Genomic DNA, 23810 nt, shown 5'->3' on the forward strand with positions numbered 1-23810 from the left:
AGGAGTGCCCCGAAAAATGCTTCATCGCCTGTGTCTTCTGGTAACAAGCCTCGCATTGATTTCCGCCTCTGAACCGCCGGCGCAGGTGCCGGTGCCGCAACCGAAGCCGGGCGAGGGGCAATCCTCCACCCCCTCGGAAAAGCCATCGGACGAGCCGCCGCAAAGCCCGGTGGAAGCGCCGAAACCGGCCCCGAAACCGCAGGTCCCGGAAGAGGGGAAACCGGATGACGACAAGACGCCGGCAGACAAGGGATCCCACGACAGCAAGAAAGGCGTCGAGGGCAAGGCAGGGGCAGGCAAGGAGGAGGGCGAACAACGGAAACCGGATGGTGACGCCGCAAAACCGGAGGAGAAGCCACCCGAGCCGGTGAAACCGGAAGATCCGGCCGCGCTTCAGGCGTGCCTTGGCGCGTTGAAGGATATCGGCGCGGAGTTCAAGCAGCTTGAGCCGATCCGCGATGCGGAGCAGGGCTGCGGCATCGAAGCGCCTGTCGAGCTTTCCATGGTTCTGCCCGGCATCAAGCTGGAACCATCGGGCACCATGCGCTGCGAAACCGCGCTTGCGCTTTCCCGCTGGACAAAGGAGATGATGGTGCCGGCGGCGGCCCTTGCGCTGCCGGAGAAAAAGGTGACGGCCATCGCCAATGCTTCGACCTATATCTGCCGCAACCGCAACAGCGCGGAAAACGGCAAGATTTCCGAACATGCCAAGGGCAACGCCGTCGATATTTCCACGATCTCCTTCGATAAGGGCGAGCCGCTGGTGATGAAGCCGCGGGGTGAGGACGGAACGCCGGAAGGCGCTTTCCAGCGCACGATTACCGCCGCCGCCTGCCTGTTCTTCCGCACGGTTCTTTCCCCCGGCAGCGACGCCACCCATCAGGATCACCTGCATCTCGACGTGCTGGAGCGCAAGGGCCGCTATCTCTATTGCCGCTGATAAAAAAGGGGCGACCCGAAGGCCGCCCCGACTGGAGATGATGTTTCTGCCCGGTTTTAGAATTTCTGGGTCAGAGAGATTTTGAAGGTGCGTCCGGCTTCCGTATAGAAGTCCACCGGCTGGTTGACGGTGCTGACGGAATTCGGGTTCACGTCGCGAACGCCGACGGCATTCCAGTATTTCCTGTCGAACAGATTGTAGATGCCGGCCTGGATGCGCAGGCCCTTGGTCTGTTCCGGTTCCCACCAGCCGGTCAGGTTGAAGACGCCGTAGCCGGGGGCGTCGAAGGTGTTGGCCACCCTGTCGTCACGCATGCCGGAGGAGAAGACACCGGTAAATTCCGTGCCCCAGACGTCCTGCTCGTAGCCGATGCCGACAACGGACTTGAAGGGCGCGACCGTGCGAATGAATTCGTTGGTGTCGGTGTCCTTGCCATAGGCGTAAGCGAGCGAAGCATGGGCGAAGAAGCCGTTTGCGAGGTCCTTGCGGACTTTGGCTTCGACACCGGAGATTTCGACGTTGTTACGGTTGCGATAGGTGAAGAGCGATCCGTTGCCCCTGCCGCCGAAGCCGGGGAAGAGCGTCGTCGAGGTCGTGTACTGCTCGATGAAGTTCTTGTACTTGTTGTGGAACAGCGTCAGGCTTCCCGTGAGGTCGCCGGAGGCGTAGTTCGCGCCGATTTCGAAACCGTTGCTGGTCTCGGGGTTGAGGGCGGAATTGCCGACCACCGCGTAACCGGAGCTGATGTTGGAGAAGTTCAGGTACAGTTCGTTGATCGTCGGGGCGCGATAGGCCATCGACCATTGCGCGAAGAGCTGCAGTTCCGGTGTGACGTCATAGGTCGCGAGAAGCTTCGGCGAGAAGCGCGAGCCGCTGTTGCCGGTCGGCAGGCCGAAGGTTCTGTAGCCGCCATTGCTGGAAACCGAGCCGTCCGGATCGTAATCATAGGAATCGAAGCGCAGGCCGGGTGTCAGGCGGAAGCCGTTGCCGAAGGCGATCTCGTCATCGAGATAGAGGCCGAGGCTCTTGCCGCTCACGTCAGGCATGTCGGACTGGGACGAAGACGTCACGCCGGCCGTGTTGGCGTAAAGCTCCTGGCTGAAATCGGTCGTCATGGCGTTGCCGCCGAAACGGACCGTGTGCTGCACGCCGCCAAGCTCGAAGCCGGATTCAAGGCCGCCGACGATGCCGAATGCGCTGTTGCGCATGCTGTCTTCGCGAATATAGAGCGAATTGTTGGTCAGGCGGTCACCCGCGCCGGATTCCTTGGAAAGACGCGTCCAGTAGAGCGAGAGATTGGCGGCGTCGATGAAGCCGTCGGTCGAGGGCGCTTCGTATTCGTAATCGAGCGATACGCGATCGCGCTCGGTATCCTCGTAGCCCCGGTAGTCGCCGATCCGGTAGGTCGAGCCCGAAACGCTGACGCCCTGCAGGGTCTTCATGTCGCTGCGGTTTCTCAGCGAATAACGCTCGGCCGTCAGCCCGATGCGGTGACCGCCTTCAAGGTCCTGACGGATCTTGAACATCAGGTTGCTTTCATAGGTGTCGGCGGGATTGGGCTTGGTGCGGCGCGTTCCGTAGACATCGGCCGTACCCTTGTTGTCCGTCTCGTTGCCGCGCTTGTAGGAGCCCTGGAACAGGACCGAGGTATTCTCGATCTTCTTGGCGACGGCGAGCGATCCGCCCACGCTTCTGTCTTCGCTGTCATAGGTGGTCTTGGCGACACCGCCCCAGTCCCTGCCTTCGCCGATCAGGTCTTCCGGCTCGAGCGTGCGCAGTACCAGCGCGCCGCCGAGAGCACCGGAGCCGATACGGCTGGAATCTGCGCCGCGCACCACATCGACCGTCGAGAGTGAGGAAAAATCGAAGCTCGAATTCGTATTGCTCAATGTGGTGGTGGCCTGACCCTGCCGGGCAAAGTTTTCGAAGAAGGGAACGGGAATATTGTCGATCAAAGTGACGACGCGTGCGCCGCCGAGGCCGCGAATGAACAGGCCGCCGGGCCGGCCGGGCTTGGCGTCGACGTAATCGACGCCCGGCTCCGTGCTGTTGCCGAGGTCCTTGATGCTGCCGATGTCCTTCTTGCGGATATCTTCCGCCGTGGTCTGGCTCGCCAGCGGCGTGTCGGCGGCGGCATTGGCGCTTTTGACGCGCTTGCCCTTGACGACGATCCTTTCAAGCGTGGTGGCGCCGTCCGCCTGCGACGCGGCATCCTGTGCCAGCGCGGGGCCGGCAAGCGGCAGAAGAGAGATGGCAGTGCACAGAAGCAGCGCGGAATGCGTGCGCGAAATGGACATTAAGTACCCCCAGGTAGGCGCGCGAACGGGTCACGGCGTGCGAAGGCACGCCGCGCTTGCCGCCGCGGCTGAAACTGTTTTGATTGTTACGGGCGAGCCGATAAGCGAGGACTAAAAAACATGATTATAACTGTCAACATTATTATATATGACTTTTCGCATCATGTTTTAAAGCATAACAGTATGTTGCAAAAATATGACGCTTATCCGCTCTCGAACCTGACTGGCGAATGGGGTGTGAAAACGCCACGGTACGGTCAAAGTCCCGACATTGCCGCTTGCTAGGATATTCGCAGCCAGTTTACATGGCGAAACAAACCATGCCCCAACAATAAACAGATTATTAATCGGATACGGAAATGAAGTCTCTTGAACTGCTCGTTGAGCGGATCATCCTCTCCAGCCGCTGGCTGCTCGTCGTTTTTTATCTCGGGCTCGTCGCGGCACTGGCGGTTTATGCGTTTTCCTTCGCGCTCAAGTTTCTGAAAGTTGCGAAGAACGTTTTCACCTACGACGAAGCGGACATGATCCTCGCCATGCTGGGTCTGATCGATGCGGCGCTGGTCGCCAGCCTGATCGTCATGGTGATGATTTCCGGTTACGAGAATTTCGTCAGCCGCTTCGACGATGCCGATGCCGAGGTTTCCTTTCTGGGCAAGCTCGATTCCGGCAGCCTGAAAATCAAGGTCGCGTCGTCGATCGTGGCGATCTCGTCAATCCACCTGCTGCAAATCTTTCTCAACGCCAGTCAATATTCGGACAGCAAGCTGATGTGGTTCACCATCATCCATCTGGCTTTTGTCGTCTCGGCGGTCATGCTCGGTTTTCTGGAAAAACTGATGGCCAAGCCGAAAGACAAATCCGAAAAGCCGGTGCTTTGATCAGGATGGTCCAGCCGATATGAAGGTCGCAACCCCGTTCTGGCCACGCCGCATGTTTCTCGCTCCGGGCGCTGCGTCCCGGCGTGTCGAGGGTGTGTGAATGGTGAAGACGGAACGTCAGGCCAGACTTTGCGACGATCTGTCGGCTGCGGCCGACAAATCCCAATGGCTGGAGGCGCTGCGGGAAGTGATGCGCGCCTTCGGTTATGCCTATGTGACCCTTTTGCGGTTACCCGGCGGCCAGAATGCCTATGCCTTGCCAACGGTTGTCGAAAGCAGCCTGCCCGTCTGGGTCGTGAATGCGATGACCAGGGACGGCGCACTTGGGGACTGTCCCGTCATCAAGCGTGGCGCGTCATCGATGATGCCGCAATATTGGTCGCTGCAGGATCCGGATATTGCCTGCGGACCGCTGGTGGATGCGGCGGACTCGCTGAGCAGCATGGGCATTACGTCCGGTCTGATGGTGCCGGTGCACGGCATGTACGGCAACCGGCATCTGATGAATTTCGCGGGCGATCGCGATATTCTGCCGCAAGCCGCGCTCAACGAACTGAGCATGATCGTGCTGCATGCGCTGGAGGTTTATGACCGGCTTTGCCGCACCAACTCAAAAGGTCCGTCGCCGCTGACGAAGCGGGAACTAGACGTTGTGCGCTGGACGGCGCAGGGAAAGACCTCCGTGGAGATCGCCGAGCTTCTGTCCATCTCGGAACATACCGTCAATGCCTATATGAACAACGCCATCCGCAAGCTCGACTGCGTCAACCGCACCCAGCTGGTGGCCAAGACGATACGCCTTGGCCTGATAGACTGATCGACCCTGTCGTTCCCGGCAGGCCTCGCCTTACCGGTCGAGAACCGAGCGAAGCTCGACAAGATTAGAGCGAACCCGCAAAACGTAAAATCCCATGGTGGCGAGGTGCGAGGGCATGATCCAGCCGCTTTCCTCACCATTGGAAATGATCGCCGGCTGAATGCGCAGGGCTGCGCGGGTCTGCAACAGCGTGTCGTTCCAAAGGTTGGTCAGGTTACGCTCGCGGATGACCTGCGCGAAGTCCGATCCGGCGGCGGAAAGCACGCCATAATAGCCGTAGAGCTGGCCATAGGCGAACCAGAAGCGGTCGTCGGCGCGCGTATCGAACCAGCCGCCATTATAGTTTTCCGAACGCTCGCGCAGAATTGCAGACGTGGAGCCGATATCGCCGGCGATACGGTCGATGAACTGGATGAGGTTGTCGGCGCGGGTATCGAAGACGGCCTTGCAGGCGGCGAGCTCGCCGTTGAAGGCCTGGAAGCTGCGGATGGCGGCGCGGTAATAGCTGGGGGTCGGGGTCTTCGGGCCGAAGGGATCGAGACCGAAATACCAGGAATATTCGCTGAACTGCATGTTCCCGCGTGCTTCCTGGAGATTGTTGTTGATGCCGGAGGTTCCGCGCACGCGGCCGAGCGTATCCACCAGTTCCACCGAGGTGCGGCGCACGGCCTGGTTTACGCCACGCTGGAAAGACGCCTTGTTGTCCAGAAATGGCGTGCTGTCCCAGTCCATGCCGAAAAGGCCGAGACGGTAGAGCAGCATGGAGGAAATCCATGCGTTCTGGTTGACGTTGAAATCGGTGAGATCGGCGGCCGCATCAACGATGGCCGAACGCTGGCAGACCGGCGCGGATGTGTTTGCGGCGGCACCCGTTGCGCCACCCGCCGGGGCGGCGGCGGGCAATTCCTGCCCGGCAGGCACGGTGCGCTCTTCAAGCTTGTAGCGCGCGACGTAATCCGGGTCGAAATTCGTCCAGACCTGGGTTTGCCAGATGAAATATCCGTAGAAGCCGGCAAGAAAAATGACGATGAGGGCGATCGGGCCCTTGATGAGCCAGTTGCGGCCGCTGTACCAGCCATGGGCGGCCATGAAGGGCCACAAAAGCCAGGCGACGAGAAGACCGGCGGCCCTGCCGATGGCGCTGAAGGCTGCCTGAATCAAAGCGGTGATCCGGTCGATCATGTCGTCATAGTCTCCTCTGCCCGTGGGGCTGGACGCCGGAAGAAAAACACGCGGCCCGCCCGCGCCCTTCGGCGCTTCTTATAAACCGCGGTCATTTACTGTCTTCCAGATATGTCCCGGTCAACCGGGATACAACATGATTGCGAAACTTTTCTCAACCTGCGGTCCGCGCCGGCCATTATGGCTTTCCACACCGATTGTGGAGCAACAGCCGCCGCGGAACCGAAGGGATATGTCCTCAAAGGCCGAGCTTGGCGATCTCGTCATTCAGCCGGTCGCGTGCCTTTTTCGGCAGTTTGCCGTTCTTGACGGCGTCGAGATTGGCCGGCGCGGCATCGCCGACGACAACGAGCGCGATCATGCCCATGCCGAGATGCGGTGTGCATTTGACGACGTAGGCGCCTTCCTTCTCGACCGTCAACTTCACCGTCTCGTTCATCTTGCCCTTGAAGTCTGCGACACCCTCGGGGATCATGTCCTTCACGGCTGCCGCATCATGGCCCTTGTCGACCGGGACGAAGGTGATGACGTCGCCGACCGCGGCCTTGACGGTTGCAGGCTCGAAGACCATCGCCTGACCGTCGCTGCCCTTGTTGAGCATCTTCACTTCGATTTCGGCGGCAAGGGCGGGAAAGGCGAAAAGACCTGCGAGAATGGCGAGGCCGGCGAATTTGGCAGTTTTGTTCTGCATAGTTTTGCTCCTGAGAGAAAGCACATCCACGCGAATGTGTCGCCGTCGTCTTAGCCCAGGAGCGGGGGAGCCATCTTTGCGGAAAATCAAATGCGGCAACCGGACGCAGACGTTCACTCGCCCTTGAACGTCTCCACCCAGTGGCGGCGGCAGAAGGAAACATATTTCTCGTTGCCGCCGACATCGATCTGCGCGCCTTCCGTCACGACCTTTCCTTCATTGTCGAAGCGGGCCACCATCGTCGCCTTGCGGCCGCAATGGCAGATGGTGCGGATTTCGCGAAGCTCGTCGGCAATGGCGAGCAGTTCTTTCGAGGCGGGGAAGAGCTTTCCCTGAAAATCCGTGCGCAGGCCATAGGTCATGACCGGGATGTTCAGCCTGTCGACAATGTCGGCAAGCTGCCAGACATGGTGTTTGGAGAGAAAGTTGGCTTCATCGACGAAAACGCAGGCGACGGGCGCTTCAGCGTGGAGGGCCGATACCTCGGCGAACAGGTCGGTATTGTCATCGAAGGTCAGGGCGTCGGAGGACAGGCCGATGCGCGAGGCGACACGCCCGACGCCGGCCCGGTCGTCAAAGGCGGCCGTGAAGATCAGTGTGCGCATGCCGCGCTCCTGATAATTGTAGGATGCCTGCAGCAGCATGGTCGATTTGCCGGCATTCATCGTCGAATAATTGAAATAGAGTTTTGCCATTATCCACTCCCGGAGCACCGTTGCATCATTCCGACGTGCGTTTGAATGCTCCAACCTCTTCAATCGGCACACCGTGCCTCACAAACCTGTCCCGGTTTTCCAGCCGATGCTGCATCCAGCGTCTTTTGACGGCGAAGACGCGGATTGAACAGTATGGCCGTTGGAAAAACACAGATTTCTACGGTCTGCCCTTTTTCGACATTGCACCGCTGAATACCGACATTTTCACCATTTTGTCGCAAACGGTGCGCCAAAGCACGCAAATGCACGCGAGTTGATTGTGTCCGGCAGATATTGATAATGGCAAGGGAACGAAAAAACAGGGAGCAAGCCATATGTTTGCAAATAGAAGCCGCTGTCTGGCCTTGGCCGCAGCAATCTCCTCCATGACGTTCAGTGCGGCTGGCGCTGCGGAACCGGCAAGCTGTGGCACAGTGCGCTTTTCCGATGTGGGCTGGACCGACATCACCGCCACGACGGCGACCGCCACCGTGCTTCTGAAAAGCCTTGGCTATGAAACCGACGTCAAGCTTCTCTCCGTACCCGTTACCTATACATCCCTGAAAAACAAGGACATCGACGTCTTCCTCGGCAACTGGATGCCGACGATGGAAGGCGATATCGCGCCTTATCGCGAAGACAAATCCGTGGAAACGCTGCGGGAAAACCTGACCGGCGCGAAATACACGCTGGCGACCAACGCCAAGGGCGCCGAACTCGGCATCAAGGATTTCAAGGACATCGCCGCCCACAGCGCCGATCTCGGCGGCAAGATCTATGGCATCGAGCCGGGCAATGACGGCAACCGCCTGATTCTCGACATGGTGGCCAAGGACAGTTTCGGTCTGAAGTCATTCGAGGTGGTCGAGTCGTCCGAACAGGGCATGCTCTCCCAGGTGGCGCGCGCCGAAAAATCCGGCGAGCCCATCGTCTTCCTTGGCTGGGAACCGCATCCCATGAATGCGAATTTCAAGCTGACCTATCTGACCGGCGGCGACGAGGTCTTCGGCCCCAATCTCGGCGGCGCGACGATCCATACCAATGTCCGCAAGGGTTACGTCGAGGAGTGCCCGAATGTCGGCGCCTTCCTCAAGAACCTGCAATTTTCCCTGCCCATGGAAAACGAGATCATGGGCAAGATCCTGAATGACGGCCTTGAGGGCGAGGCGGCTGCAACCGCCTGGCTGAAGGCCAACCCGGCGGCGATCGAGCCCTGGCTCGCCAACGTCAAGACCAAGGACGGCAGCGCTGACGCCCTGCCTGCCGCCAAGAAGGCTCTCGGCCTCTAAGCCGCAAGACGATGCATGACTGCATCCGGCCTGTGCGGCAGGCCGGATCAGCGGGAAATAACGATGCCCATGCATGACCTTGCCTGTGAATTTTCAGACATTGAAGGTCATGCGCCCGCACCGCGTCCGGCAGTTCCGCTGCCGGCCGTCATTTCTGCATTGGAGCAATCCCGGTGAAACGGGATGACGATGCTCCGTTTCTTTGTTGTCTGCGCAATTCCGGACGCAAAACCGCTCTGCACTTTTGCCGGAATTGTTTTAGTTCACGAAAGGTCTTTTCTTACCGTGGAATGGCTCAGCGCTCCTGAAAACCGCCTGCCCGTCGGCCGATATGCCAAGGAGGCCATTGACTGGCTGACCGGCAATCTCGCTTTTTTCTTCGATTGGCTTTCCTTCATTTTCCAAAGCGTCATCAACGCCCTGCTTTATGTGCTGCAGGCGCCGCATCCGCTCATCATCGTGGCGATCCTGACGGCGCTTTCCGCCTGGACGCGTCGCTCCGTCGGCATGCCGGTCTTCACGGCGCTCGGCCTGCTGCTCATCATCAATCTGGGCTACTGGAAGGCGACGACGGAAACGCTGGCGCTCGTCATCGCCGCCAGCGCCGTGTGCATGATCATCGGCATACCGCTCGGCATATTGGCGGCGCGGCGCAAATGGATCTATGCCGGCATGCGCCCGGTGCTGGACCTGATGCAGACCATCCCCACCTTCGTTTATCTCATCCCGGCGCTGGTGCTGTTCGGTCTCGGCATGGTTCCGGGGCTCATCGCCACCGTCATCTTCGCCATTCCGGCTCCGGTGCGGCTCACCCGCCTCGGCATCGTTTCGACGCCGCCGGCGCTGGTGGAGGCGGCCGTCGCGTTTGGCGCCACGCCTTCGCAAGTATTACGCAAGGTGGAGCTTCCCTTCGCCGCGCCTCAGATCATGGCCGGCCTTACCCAGACGATCATGCTGTCGCTGTCGATGGTGGTCATTTCCGCCCTCGTCGGCGCCAATGGTCTCGGCGTACCCGTGGTGCGCGCCCTGAACACCGTCAATATCGCCATGGGCTTCGAAGCGGGACTGTGCATCGTCATACTGGCGATCGTTCTCGACCGGCTTTTTCGCCTTCCCGGCGCGGAGGATGATCTATGAGTGACGCCATCATCTTCGGAAATGTCGATATCGTTTTCGGCGACCGGCCCGATGCGGCGCTGCCGCTGATCGACAAGGGCAGCACGCGTGACGAGATCAATGTCGAAACCGGACTGGTTCTCGGCGTCGCCAATGCCTCGCTCTCGGTCAGTGAGGGCGAGATACTCGTGCTCATGGGGCTTTCCGGCTCGGGCAAGTCGACCCTGCTCAGGGCTGTCAACGGGCTTGCGCCCGTGGTGCGCGGCAACGTCGGCGTGAAGACCAAAACCGGCTATGTCGATCCCTATCGCTCGACGGCGAAAGCGCTGCGCGACCTGCGCATGCACACGGTCTCCATGGTCTTCCAGCAATTCGGCCTTCTGCCCTGGCGCAATGTGGCCGACAATGTCGGCTTCGGGCTTGAGCTTTCCGGCGTGCCGGAAGCCGAGCGCAAGCGCATGGTGGCCGAGCAGCTGGAACTGGTCAATCTCTCCGCCTGGGCCGACCGCAAGGTGGGAGAGCTTTCCGGCGGCATGCAGCAGCGTGTGGGGCTGGCGAGGGCCTTTGCCACCGGCGCGCCGATCCTGTTGATGGACGAGCCGTTCTCGGCGCTCGACCCTCTCATCAGAAGCCGCCTGCAGGACGAGCTTCTGGAATTCCAGAGCCGGCTGAAGAAAACTATCCTCTTCGTCAGCCACGATCTGGACGAGGCCTTCCGCATCGGCAACCGTATCGCCATGATGGAGGGCGGACGCATCATCCAGTGCGGAACGCCGCAGCAGATCGTCAAGCAGCCGGCCACGCCCTATGTCGCGGATTTCGTGCAGAACATGAACCCGATCTCCATGCTGACCGCCGCCGATGTGATGAAGCGTGGGGTGGACGAACGCAACGGCCAGATGACAGTCGCCGCCACCGCCCGTCCGTCATCGCCGCTGATCGATATTCTCGATGCGCTGTCAAAACATCCCGGCGCGATCGGCGTCGTCGACAATGGTGCGATCGTCGGCACGATTTCCGCCGATGAAGTCGTGGCGGGGCTGACACGTCACCGCAAAAAATAGTGATTCGCCTGTCTGAAAAAGAAAGGGCCTTCCATGGAGGGCCCTTTTTCTGTTTCCAGAAGATCTTCGCGGCGCAAGTTATACCTTCCCACGGTAGCAAAGAATATTTTTGATATCACAAGTTATGCATGAAAATAATTACTAATAAAAATCATATTGCAAACTTAGAGAAAATTGCGCAAAGTTAATCTAGATTCTTTAGCTCGCTGCTAAATTTAAGGTGGTAATAGATTGTCACCCCAAAATCCGGCATCGGGTGTTAAGATTGAGGCGCTCAACTTTTGATCGTTTATTGCTTATAAATACTGCTGCTAATACATGTGTTTATCATGAAATTGACAAAAAACAGGCAAAAAGCTGATAATTTGGTCACAATATTTTAAGTAAATAACCGGTGAAGAATAGTCTTTGAAAGGGACACGATATAAGCAAGATTTAGGTATATACAACGTATCGACTGAATTATAAAAACACCTTTTGGAACACCTATAATAGCCACCATGACCGTCTTTTTCGACTGTCATCAGGAGACTTGAGCGTATGGATAACCAATCTCTGTCGGAACATAGCATCGCCGCTGCAGACTTGCTCTCAGCCATGGCGAATCCCAAGCGCCTGATGATCTTGTGCACGCTGGTGGATACGGAAGTGCCGGTCGGTGTTCTCGCTTCACAGGTTGGTCTCAGCCAGTCCGCTCTCTCGCAGCATCTTTCGAAATTGCGTGCCCAGCGGCTGGTGAAGACACGACGGGATGCGCAGACCATCTATTATTCCAGCAATTCCGAATCCGTGAAAAAGATCCTCGCCTCCCTCGAGGAAATTTACTGCCAGGCGCAGAAGAGCAGCAAGACCGCTGCGTGATCCCACGGCCCTGTTAAGGCCCGGCAGCACCACTCGATTGAAACCGGCGCACGACGCCGGTTTTTCTTTTCAGCTACCTTCGCTGCGTTGCATCCGGCATAGGGATCGGGGGCTGCGTATTGGCGCGGTTTTCAGGCCGGTGCGGCAACCTGTATCTGCTGCTTGAGACGGCTTGCCGCAGCTGCATATCCGCCGTCGGCGCCATCCACGAAATGCATGTGGTCTCTCGAAAGCGGAGACGGAACGATACAGGTCATCAATGCGGCATCCTGTTCGTGCAGGCCGTAATAACAGCTTCCCGAGAGGCGGCCCTGCTCCAGCCGCGCGCGGATTTTTTCGAGCCGTGCGGCGTCGATATCCACCGTCATCTTCAGGCCGTCGTCGAATTTCCTGAAATCGGTGTTGCTCGCGACCGAACGCCGGTAGCGTATCGCATTGAACGGTCCGAACGAGAGCCCCGTCACGCTCAAAAAATTGACGAGCAGGGACTCGCCGAGAATGCGAAACGAGCGGCGCATCTTGCCCCAGATATCGTGATAGGCAGCGCCGGCGCGGGCTTCGAGGCCGAGACCCTCGCGCACGAAACCGAGTTTCGGCCCATCCTCCGGCACGGGGTGGCCGTGTCTTGCGTCCTGTTCAGCCAGATCGACAAGATCGACGACCAGTTGGCGAAATGCCGGCATGTCCCGCGACGGCCCCGGCACGGCGATGATCGACACCACCTTGCCATGCGTGGCTGGAATGGGGTTCCAGCGGCATGAAAGACCGGTGAGATCGGGGCGCTCGCCCGTTTCGGCCGCAGGCAGGGCATATTGTCCCTCCTTCATCCGCGCTTCCGCCCAGCTGTTGCCGCCGCCCGAAAACATGGCGTAGGAAACATCCTCGCTCGCCTGAAAGCGCGCGACACGAATATCGAAGCCATTTTCACGAATATCCTCGACGGGAACCAGCGCCACGCGCATGGCAAGATCGAGATCGTCCTTCACCCAGCGCTGCACATTCGAAAGCGCGGTGCGTGCGACAGAGAGCCCGTGGGGCGGCACCGCGACAGCGGCGCCATCGCCGCCGAAAACGAAGGGCAGGTCGTGACGCCCGAGACTGTTCGATACGCCCGATATGACCGCCGCACCCGCCATGTTGACGGCCTTGTAGCGGCCGGTGCCGATTGCCGAGGTCGAATCAATGATATCGGCGATGGCCAGCCCCCACCCCGGCGGCAGGGCGCGATAAAGCGCCGGGTCGGCCACGTCTTCAAAATGCCGGAAGACGGGCAGGCCCGTCAGAAATTCTTCGTCTGCTGCGATCATGGCGTATTATCCTCCAGCGGCCGCCAAACGCCAAGCGTTTACGGAAGGTCGATGCGTCCATTCAGACGGCGCAATCACGGCCGATCCGGCGATTGATTTACCGCTAATAGAGCTAATCCAGCAAAGTGACTTGCATAAATCATCAAACCTTCCGTATGAGTTGAGTGGAAGGCTCGGAATTCAAAAATGGAACGAGTTTTCGCCGGGAGGCGTCCGATAGTTTCATTCGGTCGGCGCCCATGGCGCTCACCGGGTCCCGCGACCCCCTTTAAGGAGACACCAGGATGAAACTGAAGACATTGACCAGCGTGACGCTTGCAGCGTCCTTCGCATTCGCACCCCTTGCTCATGCCGAGATCGTTATCGGCCTGATTGCGCCACTCACCGGTCCTGTCGCCGCCTATGGCGACCAGGTGAAGAACGGCGCCCAGACGGCAGTCAATGAAATCAACAAGAAGGGCGGCATCCTCGGCGAACAGGTCGTGCTGAAGCTTGCCGATGACGGCGGCGAGCCGAAGCAGGGCGTTTCCGCGGCCAACCAGCTGGTTGCCGAAGGCATCCACTTCGTCGTCGGTCCGGTGACGTCCGGCGTCGCCATTCCGGCATCGGATGTCTTCGCCGAAAACGGCGTGCTGATGGTAACGCCGACGGCGACCGCGCCGGGCCTGACCAACCGTGGCCTTTCCAACGTTTTCCGCACCTGCGGTCGTGACGACCAGCAGGCCGAGGTTGCGGCGAAATATGTTCTCGCCAATCTCAAGGACAAGAAGATCGCCATCATTCACGACAAGGGCGCTTACGGCAAAGGTCTGGCGGACGCCTTCAAGACCACGCTGAATGCCGGTGGCGTTACCGAAGTTCTCTACGATGCGCTGACGCCCGGCGAAAAGGATCTCGGCGCGCTGACGGCCCGTCTGAAGTCCGACAATGCCGACATCGTCTATTTCGGCGGTTACCATCCGGAAGCGGGTCTTCTGGTGCGCCAGCTGAAGGATATCGGCTCCAAGGCTGCCGTCATCGGCGGTGACGGCCTGTCGAACAGCGAGTTCTGGAACATCGGTTCGCAGGCTGGCGAAGGCACGATCTTCACCAACGCTTCCGACGCGCTGAAGAACGACGATTCCAAGGCCGCTGCCGAAGCGCTGAAGGCCGCCAACATTCCGGCGGAAGCCTTCACGCTCAACGCTTATGCTGCCGTCGAAGTGCTGAAGGCCGGCATCGAGAAGGCCGGAAGCGCCAAGGATTCCGAAGCCGTCGCCACGGCCCTGAAAAGCGGTGACGCTTTCCCGACCGCAATCGGCAAGGTGACCTACGGCGAAAACGGCGACCTGACCTCGCAGGCCTTCTCGCTGTTCAAGTGGCAGGACGGCAAGATCGTCGCAGCCGAATAAGCTGATCCTACCGGCCGCACCTTGTGCGGCCGGTATCGTTTTACGGCCGGAAAAGGGGTTGGGCAGCATGAGCGATGCCGGGAAGCGGACTGTTGGAGACATCGGCTTCGGGCGGATATTCCCGATCGTCAGAATTTTCGACGAGGCCAAGGCGCGGGAGTTCTATGTCGATTTTCTCGGTTTCGAGGTCGACTGGGAACACCGCTTCGGCGATAATTTCCCGCTTTACATGCAGGTTTCACGGGCCGGGATGGGGCTTCACCTCAGCGGCCATCACGGAGATGCGACGCCGGGCTCCAACATCTTCGCCACCATGCATGGCGTTCACGCCTATCAACAGGAACTGGCGGCGAAAGACTATCGCTTCATGAAGCCGGGCGTTGAAGAACTGCCATGGGGCGATGTGATGGAAGTGACCGATCCGTTCGGCAACCGCATTCGTTTCTGCGAGCAGAAAAGCGAAGAGTGATGTTTTACGCGTGAGCGCAAGGCCCTTGACCTTGTTCTCCGTTTGAACGATAGAACGCGCAAACAGCGAACCGCGCGCACGGAGACCCCGTGCGCGCGGTTCGTGCGTTTTGGCAATCGGTCATGCAATTCGTTCGCATCCGCACGGGGGCAAAAATGAACAGTGAAGGCAACGCTTTGGTCCGGAAGCTCGCATTCTGGAGCATCCCGCTTTCGTTCGGCGTACTGGGTCTCAAACTCGTGGCCTGGTGGGTCACCGGTTCGGTCGCGCTTTTATCGGACGGTCTGGAATCGACCGTCAACGTGGTTGCGGCCTTCATTGCTTATTTCGTCATTCGTTACGCGCAGAAGCCCGCCGATGACGACCACCAGTTCGGCCACCACAAGGCGGAATATATTTCCGCCGTCGTGGAGGGTGTCCTGATCGTCGTTGCCGCGCTGCTGATCGTGCAGGAGGCCTGGGGCGGTCTTTTCAACCCGAGGCTGCCGGAAGCGCCGGCCCTTGGTCTTGCCATCAATGCGGCGGCGGGCGTCATCAACGCCATCTGGGCGACGATCCTGATCCGTGTCGGCAAAAGACACGCCTCACCGGCGCTGGCCGCCGACGGCCATCACATTATGTCCGACGTCGTGACCTCGGCAGGCGTTCTCGTCGGCCTCGTTCTGGCGCTTCTGACGGGTTATGCCATTCTCGATCCGCTGCTCGCCATTCTGGTCGCCATCAACATCCTGTTCCAGGGATCCAAGGTCATTCTGCATTCGCTTGGCGGGCTGATGGACCGGGCCGTGGAGCCGGAAGAGGACGAGGCGATCAAGAAGGCCATCGCCGAACATTCCGGCGGCGTCATTGGCGTCCACGATCTGAGGACACGCCGCGCCGGCTCGGCCGCCTTCATCGATTTTCACGTCGTTGTTCCCGCCGTCATGACGGTGCGCGAGGCGCATGATATTTGCGACCGCCTTGAAGATGCCATAAGGGACGTCATACCGGGCGCCAGCCTTGCCATTCACGTCGAGCCGGAAGGCGAAAAGGCGCATGGCGTCAAAGTGATTGTTTGAAAAACAGGAGTTTTCCATGTCCGTGACGGATGTTTCCGGCCTGTCGCAGCTGGGCACGAAGGTCGATACGCCAGAGAGCCCGGAAAAGGCCGTTCTCGAAAAGGTGCCGAACGGCAATGCCGGCACCGATTACGTGGTGCGCTTTACCGCGCCCGAATTCACCTCGCTTTGCCCGATGACCGGCCAGCCGGATTTCGCCCATATCGTCATCGACTATATTCCGGGGGATTTCCTGGTGGAATCCAAGTCGCTGAAGCTGTTCTTGCAGTCCTTCCGCAATCACGGCGCATTCCATGAGGATTGCTCGGTCTATATCGCGAGGCGGCTGGTGGAGCTGCTGCAGCCGAAATGGCTGCGCATCGGCGCTTACTGGTATCCGCGTGGCGGCATTCCGATCGACGTGTTCTGGCAGACCGGACCGGCCCCCGAAGGCGTGTGGCTGCCGGATCAGGGCGTTCCCACCTATCGCGGTCGCGGCTGATCCGGCTTCTTACGGGACTAAAGGTTCAGGCGAACGAACCGTCGTCGCCTGAATCGACATCCGCGTCGTCGGCGCTGTCGTCGTAGTCGGCCTGCTGGATATCGTCATCGTCGTTGTTCTGCGGGCTGGCGCTGTCGCCGTAATAATTATTGATGACGGTTTCCTCGACAGGCGCGTTACCGGCAGCATTGCCGCCGCCGAAGGGCGAGCCAAGGCCGAGCGACGACATGTGGCTGCCGAAAATGCCGCTCAGCGAATTGGCGAGCAGCATGCCGCCGGCGACACCGGCGGCGGTGCCAAGCGCACCCTGAAGGAAGCCACCGCCTGCACGCCCGACCGCGGCGGGCTGCTGGCTCCACGGGCCGCCGGGTTGCTGGCCGGCCGGCGATTCCCAGGGACCGGCCGTCTGGCCGGCGGTATCGTTGCGCCATGAGGCTTGCGGGGCAGCCTGGGCAGGGGCGGGCGTGGGTGCCGGCGGCTGCGGCTGGCCGGTGCCGAAGATGGAACTGAGAAATCCGCCCTGCGCGGCAGCTTGAGGGGCCGGGTTGGCGCTTTCCAGCGCATGGATACGGTCTTCGAGCTGCTTGATATGGGCTGCCGCCGCTTCCAGCCCTTTTTCCTGAACGATGACCGCCTGGGCGAGATAATAGGGTGCTGCGGGCTGATCGCGTACGGCGTCTGCGATCAATGTTTCCGCCTCGCGGTCACGCGGGGTGGCGGATGCGGTTCTGGTCCTGTCGAACAGGGCCTTGAGAAGCTGGCTTTCTTCCGGTGACATATGATGCCTCCTTACCGTGAAGCGAAAATCCACGATAAGGAGGTAGGCCACAATTCTGGCTTTTCAAAGCGGCCCGAATTTTAAATTTCGGTAATGATCCTCAGCCGCCGAAGGCGAGCGAGAGACCCGCAATCGCCGTCAAGGCGCCGACGGTGCGGCTGGCTGCGGAACCGAAACGGGCAATGCCGAGGCCGAGCGCGATGCCGGCCGCATGCAGGATGGCGGTGGCGATCATGAAGCCGATGCCGAATTGAAGCGCGCCGGCGCTGCCGAGTTCACCGCCATGGGCATGGCCATGGAAAAGCGCGAAAGCGCCAACAACGGCCGCCGCCGCTGCCGTGGGAAGCCTTGCCGCCATGGCAACGAGCAGGCCGAGACCGATGACGGAGGCGAGAATTGCCGGTTCGACGAAGGGAAGGTCGATGCCGTAAACCGCCATCAGGAAGCCGGCGGCCATGGTGCCGACGAAGGCGGAAGGCACGATCCACAATGCCTTGCGGTCGCCCTGCGCCACGGCGATCTGCGAGGCCCAGATGCCGACGGCCACCATCGCCAGAATGTGATCCGCACCAAAGAATGGGTGGGAGACGCCGGCCATGAAGGAGCCGTGTTCTTCCGGATTCAAATGGGCGAAAGCGGGCAGGGCGGTAACGCCCAGTGCGGCGGCAGTGAGGCTTAGTCTTTTCAGCATGGTTCCCTCTTGAAATTAGGGCCGTCCGCAACGGAATCTTGGGGCTTCCCGCGGCAGGCGGCGCTGCAATGAGGCGTCAACGATATCGCGAAGGCCGACAGGCTGTCCATGCGTCATCTGCCGGGGGTGCTGTTTATTGTTGGCGGGCAAACCTTGCCTTTTTCTCTCATTGCCTTACGTAACAAGTCGCACTATGTCCGAAGGGCATGCACGAATTTTGCTGGAGAGAGCCGTTGATGAACGAAGACGAAGACGACAAGAGCAAGGAACTGCCGATCGGCAAGGAAACGGAAGCGAATCTTTTCAAGTCGCGTTCGATCTTCATCTATGGTGGCATCACGCAGGAACTGGCGCAGAAGGTCTGCACGCAGCTCGTGGCTCTTGCCGCCGCCAGCGACGACGACATTCGCGTTTACGTCAATTCGCCGGGCGGCCATGTCGAATCGGGTGATTCCATCCACGACATGATCAAGTTCATCAAGCCGAAGGTCTATATCATCGGCACGGGCTGGGTCGCTTCCGCCGGCGCGCTGATTTACGTTTCGGTACCGAAGGAACGTCGCCTCTGCCTGCCGAACACCCGCTTCCTGCTGCACCAACCCTCCGGCGGTACGCGCGGCATGGCGTCCGACATCGAAATCCAGGCCCGCGAAATCATCAAGATGAACCAGCGCCTGATCAAGATCTTCTCCAAGGCCACCGGCCAGAGCGAAGAAAAGATCGCCAAGGATATCGACCGCGATTATTGGCTCGGCGCGGAAGAGGCCAAGGACTACGGCCTCGTCGGCAAGATCGTCGAGAGCCAGTCGGAACTCTGAGTTTTCGATTTTTCAGTTGAGAAAGCCCGTATCGGTGAAAACCGGTGCGGGCTTTTTCCTTTCAGGCCGGTGTTATTTCATCATGTCGCAGGCCTTCATCATGTCAGCCTTTTTCATCTTGTCCATTTCCATGCCGGCCTTGTCCATGCAATCCTTCTTGCTGGCCTTCTTGCCGGCCATGGACATGCCGTCCTTTTTCATCGCCTCCGTCTTCATGGTGTCGTTATGCATGGTATCCTTCTTCATCGTATCGGTTTTCATGCCTTCGGCATGGGCGATGCCTGCGAAGGAAAGCGCGGACAGAAGGGAAGCGGCGGCAATGGCGGTGAAAATGCGGGTCATGAAAGGGTCTCCTCTGGACGTCGTTGAATGTCCGCCGGCATCGTGCCGGGGCTCACGATTGTCCATTCGGCCGGGAAAGGCCGACCGTTACATCTTCACGCGCTTGTGACGACAAGTTCGGGCGAGATTTTTTTAAAGCCACTATGTAACAATATCCTGCCGATTGCGAATAACCCGATAGTGACGATGACTGGCAGCCCTTCGGAAGAAACACTGAAAATGCTGATGCTGCGTTCCCTCGATGGGGACGAAGGCGCCTACAGGCATTTGCTTCATGCCCTGAGACGGCTGCTGATCGCCTATTACGGCCGGCGCATGGCTGCTGCGGGCAGAGGCGATGTCGAAGATCTTGTGCAGGAAACCCTGTTGTCGCTTCACGCCAAGCGGGAGACCTATGACCGTGCGCGACCCTTCACGGCCTGGTTCTTTTCGATAGCGCGCTACAAGCTCATCGATCACTATCGGGGCCGGGGTACGCGCCTGCTGGCGGAAGTGGAACTCGATGAAACGCTGGAGGCGGAACCCTCCGTCGATGCGGTCACGGCCCGCATGGATGTGGAGCGGCTGCTCGACGAGTTGCCGGAACGGCAACGGGATCTCATTCGAAGGGTGAAGCTCGAAGGTCACTCAATTGCCGAAGCGGCGCAAAAATCCGGCCAGACCGAGCTTGCGGCGAGGGTCGGTATTCACAGAACGCTGAAAGTCCTGGCGGCAAAGTTGCGGGGGGACACGTGAGGAAGACGGAAGACATCATCGATCAACTGGCGGGCGATCTGAAACCCGTACGAGCTTTTGCGCTGGAGCGGAGGCTGGCGTTCGCCGCCTTGCCCGCGCTCGGCGTTTCGCTGCTGCTGATGGTCGTCATTCTGGGGCTTCGCAGCGATATGAATGACGCCATGACCGAACCGGGTTTCTGGGTCAAATCCGCATATAATGCCGTGCTGGCCGTGGCTGCATTTTTCGCCCTCATGCGTCTTGCGCGGCCGGAGGGCGACAGGGGTGGCCTGTTTGCGTGGCTTGCGGTGATTTTTGTCGCCATGGCGGTCATCGCGCTCGTCCAGCTTGGATTTGCCGTGCCCGGCACCTACAGGACCCTCATTCTCGGATCGTCGGCGCTGCATTGCCCGTTTTTGATCGTTGCTTTCGCGCTGCCGCTGTTTATCGCGAATTTCGCGGTTCTCAAGCGTTCGGCTCCCGCTGATCCCATGTTTGCGGGTTTTGTCGCGGGCATCGCCGCAGGTGCGGCCGGGGCGTGGGTTTATTCGTGGTTCTGCACCGAAAACGGCATGGCTTTCGTGCTGATCTGGTATTCTCTGGGCATCCTGTTGACCGGCATCATCGGCGCTTTTGCCGGTTCCCGTCTGCTCCGCTGGTGAAGGCAGGTTTGCCGATGCCGGCCCGGACATGGTCCAGAGCCGGCATTCTGCTTCATGCGGATTTCACTGACCCAGATTGGCGGGAATTGCGAATGCCGCAAACTGGGTGAACTGCTTGCCCGTGTTGAAATTGTCGTCGGAGGCGATGACGAAGAGCTGCTTGCCATCCACCACCGGGCCGAAGGCGAAGCTCTCGATATTGTCGATATCGAGGCCGAAATCCCCTTCGTTGATTTCGAACCAGGCCGATTTGGATACGGCGGCCACGGATGCCGGGTCGATCTTGTCCTTGCCGAGAATATTGTCGGCGCGGGACATGTCGGCGATGAAGAAGCGTATGTGATTGCCGACGCCGGAGGCAAAATTGCGCTCGACAGAGACGAAACGGCCATCCGGCAGGGCCGCGATGGCGGAAAGGCCGTTGTCGTTATATTTCGGCTCGGCGGCCGTCGGCGTCTTCGAGATCGCCTCGGTGACATAGACATGCTCGGCGACCGGTTTCAGCGTCGCCGTGTCGATGACGAGGATGCGGGCCGGGCTGCCCGCCTGCGGCGTCGCCTTGGGGCCGTCCTGGGTGAGCGCATTTTCGGTGGCGGCGATCAGCCGGCCGGGCATCAGCGTCAGGCCTTCGAAACCGAGGTTGTTCTGTACGCCCCTGGTCTTGGCGTCATCGACGAGATAGGCGTTTGGCAGTTCCAGCCGCTTCACATTGCTGCCGTCAAGGTCCGAGACGTAAAGCGCCGGCTGGTTCTTCAGATCGCGTTCGGAGGACCAGTAGAGCTTGCCGCCCTTGCGGTCGAGCGCGATGCCTTCCGCATCGATGCCCTTCGGCGCAAAAGCAGCGCCGGTCTCGTCCTTCAATTCGCGCGTGGCGGCGATGTTGAGCGTGGCGGCGCCTTCTGTCACGGCCAGCTCCAGCTCGTAATAACGGGCCGGACCTTTTTCCACGCGGTCGTCGGAAATTGCGAGATAACGTCCGGTTTCGCTGTCAAAGGCGAGATCGGAAATGCCGCCGAAGGTGACGCCATCGAGTGAGAGGCCCGATGGAACCACGATCTGGCCGAGAAAGGCCGGCGGTGGCGGGTTCTGGGCCGCGGCGGGCAGAGCCGCAAAACAGCAGGCGACGATGGTGACGATGCGGAGCATGGCGGGGTCCCTCTTGTGGCGGATGACCGGTTGCGATGCAGGGAGGATTAGCGCCGTGCCGCTAAACTTTGATGACGTTTTCCATGCTGCCGTACCTGAAATCTGGCGGCTCATCTTGCCAAGCGGCGTCTTTTTTGATCCTGAATATAATCACGCTTCATCCAAAGCGTGTCGCCATCCCCGGATTCGCGCGTCACGCCTCAGTTTTGTTTCTGCCTGTCGCCAATGCGGACCGCTGCGGTTGTTTGCGACAGGCCGCAGGCCGCAGAGTGCTTCATGCTGAAAGATTTTTCCGTCCAGAGCCTGTTCATGGGCTGCCTCACCGCCTTTGTCGGTTTCGCCAGCTCATTCGCCGTCGTGCTGCAGGGCCTGAAAGCTGTCGGTGCGACGGATTTCGAGGCGGCGTCGGGGCTGATGGCGCTTTCGGTGGCGATGGGGCTTTGCGCCATTATTCTCTCCGCCGCCACCCGGCTACCCATCAGCATCGCATGGTCGACACCGGGTGCAGCGCTGCTTGCAACCACCGGCGTCATTGAGGGCGGTTTTCCGGCGGCCGTCGGTGGGTTCATCATCTGCGCCATCCTGATCATCATCGCAGGCCTGTTCAGGCTGCTTGGAAAGGCGGTCGCCTCCATTCCAGCGCCGCTTGCCAATGCCATGCTCTCCGGCGTCATCATCGGCCTGTGTTTTGCGCCGATCAAGGCGATCGGTTTCAACCCGGCGCTCGGATTGCCCATCATCCTCGCCTGGATCGTGGTGGGAGCCTTTAAACGGCTGTTCGCCGTACCGGCGGCCCTTGCCGCCTTCGTGCTGGTGATGATTTTCGGCGTCGAAATTCCGGCGGGTGCACTTGATAGCGTGGCGCAATCGCTGACGCCGCCGATGGAGTGGGTGACGCCCGTCTTCAGTCTCCACGCGGTTGTTTCCATCGCGCTGCCGCTCTTCATCGTCACCATGGCCTCGCAGAATATTCCCGGTATCGCGGTGCTGAAGGTCAATCATTACAATCCGCAGCCCGGACCGCTTTTCGCCTCGACCGGCTTTTTCTCGCTGCTTTCCGCACCCATTGGCGGCCATGCGGTCAATCTTGCGGCGATTACGGCGGCCATGTGCGCGGGCGAGGACGCCCATCCTGATCCAAAGCGGCGTTACTGGGCGGCGATCATCGGCGGTGTCGGCTATATTATTTTCGGTCTTTTGGCGGGTGTGGTCACCGCCTTCGTGGCGCTGGCGCCGCCCATTCTCATTCAGGCGGTGGCGGGGCTGGCACTGGTTGGCGCCTTTTCCGGTTCCGCAGTCGCAGCCTTCAGGGAGCCGGAAACCCGCGAGGCGGCGGCCATCACTTTCCTCATCACGGCTTCCGGCCTTTCCTTCGGTGGTATTTCCGGAGCCTTCTGGGGCCTGATCGGCGGCGGGCTGATGATGGCGTTGCAGCGGGTGGTGAAGCGTGGTTAGATAGGGAGCTTATTGTTTTAAAGAAATATTATTTATGGATTTCGAATTCGATCTTGCCAAAAGTGAAAGTAACAAAGACAAACACGGAATAGATTTCGTTGAGGCAAGAGCGCTTTGGCTGGACGAGAAAAGACTCGTCGTTCCTCTCGAAACCACGTCGGAAGAGCGGTATATTATGGTCGCCCAGTTACGCGGAAAGTGCTGGAGCGCCATTTATACTTACAGAAATGACCGGTTGCGCATCATCTCCGTCAGGCGTTCCAGAGACAAGGAAAGGCAGCGTTATGAAGACGATCAGCGCTGAAGAATTTGACAGGAAATTCGACGATGGTGAAGACATCGACGACTATCTCGACTGGTCCAAGGCAAGCCGTCCTGGACTGGAAATGGTGCATGTCGATATCGATCTGCCTGAAAAGCTTTTGCGGAAAGTGGATGCGGAAGCGGTGCGCCTTGGCAGGACACGACAATCCCTGATGGCCGAATGGATTGCCGAAAGGCTGGAGAGCGGCAGGCAGGGAAAATAACCGGCGCACGGCACAAGATCACTTGTCAGACCGCCAGCCGCTGTTTATACACATCGCCATGAGCAACAGCATTGCAACCATTTCCGGCATGAGCGCGCAGATTTCTGCGAAGGCCTCGCCGTGCGGTGCACTCTCGCT

Annotated in this window: 26 protein-coding genes; 17 read left to right on the top strand and 9 right to left on the bottom strand. The window is 59.6% G+C overall.

All coding sequences use genetic code 11. From position 1 onward, the window contains the following. Nucleotides 1–16 precede the first annotated feature (16 nt). The gene (locus EM858_RS20105) at nt 17–940 is read left to right on the top strand and encodes an extensin family protein (RefSeq protein WP_127757768.1); all 924 of its coding nucleotides are present in this window, start codon (nt 17–19) and stop codon (nt 938–940) included. A gap of 56 nt (nt 941–996) precedes the next feature. Here the strand turns inward: EM858_RS20105 and EM858_RS20110 are convergent, their stop codons facing one another. Continuing rightward, nucleotides 997–3237, bottom strand: coding sequence for a TonB-dependent hemoglobin/transferrin/lactoferrin family receptor (locus tag EM858_RS20110; RefSeq protein WP_127757769.1), 2241 nt, complete (start codon nt 3235–3237; stop codon nt 997–999). A gap of 359 nt (nt 3238–3596) precedes the next feature. On the opposite strand from EM858_RS20110, the gene EM858_RS20115 reads away from it, so the two are divergent. Next, nucleotides 3597–4118 carry a TIGR00645 family protein gene (locus EM858_RS20115; RefSeq protein ID WP_003524933.1) on the top strand — a complete coding sequence of 174 codons (522 nt, stop codon included), beginning with the start codon at nt 3597–3599 and terminating at the stop codon, nt 4116–4118. Nucleotides 4119–4218: 100 nt separating this feature from the next. Beyond that, on the top strand, nt 4219–4935 hold the full coding sequence (locus EM858_RS20120; protein WP_080816165.1) for a LuxR C-terminal-related transcriptional regulator: 717 nt from the start codon (nt 4219–4221) through the stop codon (nt 4933–4935). A gap of 30 nt (nt 4936–4965) precedes the next feature. Here the strand turns inward: EM858_RS20120 and EM858_RS20125 are convergent, their stop codons facing one another. The 3 genes from EM858_RS20125 to EM858_RS20135 form a co-directional block, all read right to left on the bottom strand. Beyond that, a complete protein-coding gene (locus EM858_RS20125) occupies nt 4966–6117 on the bottom strand; it encodes a DUF2333 family protein (RefSeq protein WP_080816169.1) in 1152 nt (383 codons plus the stop codon). Between the two features lie 238 nt (nt 6118–6355). After that, nucleotides 6356–6808: a pseudoazurin gene (locus tag EM858_RS20130; protein WP_080816172.1), complete on the bottom strand. Its 453-nt coding sequence runs from the start codon at nt 6806–6808 to the stop codon at nt 6356–6358. 113 nt (nt 6809–6921) lie between these two features. Next, nucleotides 6922–7503 (bottom strand): thymidine kinase, encoded by a 582-nt coding sequence (locus EM858_RS20135; RefSeq protein ID WP_127757770.1) that lies wholly within the window; start codon nt 7501–7503, stop codon nt 6922–6924. Nucleotides 7504–7838: 335 nt separating this feature from the next. On the opposite strand from EM858_RS20135, the gene EM858_RS20140 reads away from it, so the two are divergent. From EM858_RS20140 to EM858_RS20160, 4 genes are all read left to right on the top strand, one after another. After that, nucleotides 7839–8792 carry a choline ABC transporter substrate-binding protein gene (locus EM858_RS20140; protein WP_127757771.1) on the top strand — a complete coding sequence of 318 codons (954 nt, stop codon included), beginning with the start codon at nt 7839–7841 and terminating at the stop codon, nt 8790–8792. A gap of 285 nt (nt 8793–9077) precedes the next feature. Continuing rightward, complete coding sequence (gene choW, locus EM858_RS20145) at nt 9078–9929, top strand: choline ABC transporter permease subunit (protein ID WP_059754593.1); 852 nt, start codon at nt 9078–9080, stop codon at nt 9927–9929. Next, nucleotides 9926–10972: a choline ABC transporter ATP-binding protein gene (gene choV / locus EM858_RS20150; protein WP_127757772.1), complete on the top strand. Its 1047-nt coding sequence runs from the start codon at nt 9926–9928 to the stop codon at nt 10970–10972. The genes choW and choV overlap by 4 nt, the downstream gene beginning before the upstream one ends. 540 nt (nt 10973–11512) lie before the next feature. Then, complete coding sequence (locus EM858_RS20160; RefSeq protein WP_003524068.1) at nt 11513–11833, top strand: metalloregulator ArsR/SmtB family transcription factor; 321 nt, start codon at nt 11513–11515, stop codon at nt 11831–11833. A 131-nt stretch (nt 11834–11964) separates the two neighbouring features. Here EM858_RS20160 and EM858_RS20165 read toward each other — a convergent pair whose 3' ends face one another. Then, the gene (locus tag EM858_RS20165) at nt 11965–13140 is read right to left on the bottom strand and encodes a DUF3095 domain-containing protein (RefSeq protein WP_127757773.1); all 1176 of its coding nucleotides are present in this window, start codon (nt 13138–13140) and stop codon (nt 11965–11967) included. A 284-nt stretch (nt 13141–13424) separates the two neighbouring features. Between EM858_RS20165 and EM858_RS20170 the strand changes: the two genes are divergently transcribed. The 4 genes from EM858_RS20170 (at nt 13425) to queF (ending at nt 16539) form a co-directional block, all read left to right on the top strand. Beyond that, nucleotides 13425–14531, top strand: coding sequence for a branched-chain amino acid ABC transporter substrate-binding protein (locus EM858_RS20170; protein ID WP_080816186.1), 1107 nt, complete (start codon nt 13425–13427; stop codon nt 14529–14531). 67 nt (nt 14532–14598) lie between these two features. Then, nucleotides 14599–15000, top strand: coding sequence for a glyoxalase superfamily protein (locus EM858_RS20175; RefSeq protein ID WP_127757774.1), 402 nt, complete (start codon nt 14599–14601; stop codon nt 14998–15000). 155 nt (nt 15001–15155) lie between these two features. Beyond that, the gene (locus EM858_RS20180; RefSeq protein WP_080818656.1) at nt 15156–16058 is read left to right on the top strand and encodes a cation diffusion facilitator family transporter; all 903 of its coding nucleotides are present in this window, start codon (nt 15156–15158) and stop codon (nt 16056–16058) included. Between the two features lie 16 nt (nt 16059–16074). Continuing rightward, the gene (gene queF / locus EM858_RS20185) at nt 16075–16539 is read left to right on the top strand and encodes a preQ(1) synthase (RefSeq protein WP_080816191.1); all 465 of its coding nucleotides are present in this window, start codon (nt 16075–16077) and stop codon (nt 16537–16539) included. Between the two features lie 25 nt (nt 16540–16564). Here queF and EM858_RS20190 read toward each other — a convergent pair whose 3' ends face one another. Then, on the bottom strand, nt 16565–17317 hold the full coding sequence (locus tag EM858_RS20190; protein ID WP_127757775.1) for a DUF2076 domain-containing protein: 753 nt from the start codon (nt 17315–17317) through the stop codon (nt 16565–16567). A gap of 100 nt (nt 17318–17417) precedes the next feature. Continuing rightward, nucleotides 17418–18008, bottom strand: a complete 591-nt coding sequence (locus EM858_RS20195) for a HupE/UreJ family protein (RefSeq protein WP_080816197.1) — start codon at nt 18006–18008, stop codon at nt 17418–17420. 236 nt (nt 18009–18244) lie between these two features. On the opposite strand from EM858_RS20195, the gene EM858_RS20200 reads away from it, so the two are divergent. Beyond that, entirely contained in the window at nt 18245–18826 is a 582-nt protein-coding gene (locus tag EM858_RS20200; protein WP_003523060.1) for an ATP-dependent Clp protease proteolytic subunit, read from the top strand. Between the two features lie 72 nt (nt 18827–18898). Here EM858_RS20200 and EM858_RS20205 read toward each other — a convergent pair whose 3' ends face one another. Then, nucleotides 18899–19168 (bottom strand): pentapeptide MXKDX repeat protein, encoded by a 270-nt coding sequence (locus tag EM858_RS20205; RefSeq protein ID WP_127757776.1) that lies wholly within the window; start codon nt 19166–19168, stop codon nt 18899–18901. A 186-nt stretch (nt 19169–19354) separates the two neighbouring features. Between EM858_RS20205 and EM858_RS20210 the strand changes: the two genes are divergently transcribed. Further along, nucleotides 19355–19903 carry a sigma-70 family RNA polymerase sigma factor gene (locus tag EM858_RS20210; protein WP_080816204.1) on the top strand — a complete coding sequence of 183 codons (549 nt, stop codon included), beginning with the start codon at nt 19355–19357 and terminating at the stop codon, nt 19901–19903. After that, nucleotides 19900–20544, top strand: coding sequence for an NrsF family protein (locus EM858_RS20215; protein WP_127757777.1), 645 nt, complete (start codon nt 19900–19902; stop codon nt 20542–20544). The genes EM858_RS20210 and EM858_RS20215 overlap by 4 nt, the downstream gene beginning before the upstream one ends. A gap of 63 nt (nt 20545–20607) precedes the next feature. Here EM858_RS20215 and EM858_RS20220 read toward each other — a convergent pair whose 3' ends face one another. Beyond that, a complete protein-coding gene (locus tag EM858_RS20220; RefSeq protein ID WP_127757778.1) occupies nt 20608–21690 on the bottom strand; it encodes an esterase-like activity of phytase family protein in 1083 nt (360 codons plus the stop codon). Between the two features lie 276 nt (nt 21691–21966). On the opposite strand from EM858_RS20220, the gene EM858_RS20225 reads away from it, so the two are divergent. Genes EM858_RS20225 through EM858_RS20235 form a run of 3 tightly spaced genes read left to right on the top strand, consistent with a single transcriptional unit; the run spans nt 21967 to nt 23672 of the window. Then, nucleotides 21967–23145: a benzoate/H(+) symporter BenE family transporter gene (locus EM858_RS20225; RefSeq protein ID WP_127757779.1), complete on the top strand. Its 1179-nt coding sequence runs from the start codon at nt 21967–21969 to the stop codon at nt 23143–23145. A 34-nt stretch (nt 23146–23179) separates the two neighbouring features. Continuing rightward, entirely contained in the window at nt 23180–23449 is a 270-nt protein-coding gene (locus tag EM858_RS20230; RefSeq protein ID WP_127757780.1) for a BrnT family toxin, read from the top strand. Then, complete coding sequence (locus tag EM858_RS20235) at nt 23430–23672, top strand: CopG family antitoxin (RefSeq protein WP_170985846.1); 243 nt, start codon at nt 23430–23432, stop codon at nt 23670–23672. The genes EM858_RS20230 and EM858_RS20235 overlap by 20 nt, the downstream gene beginning before the upstream one ends. Nucleotides 23673–23810: the final 138 nt, after the last annotated feature.

This window comes from Agrobacterium sp. CNPSo 2736 (assembly GCF_004005385.1).
Taxonomy (GTDB): domain Bacteria; phylum Pseudomonadota; class Alphaproteobacteria; order Rhizobiales; family Rhizobiaceae; genus Agrobacterium; species Agrobacterium leguminum.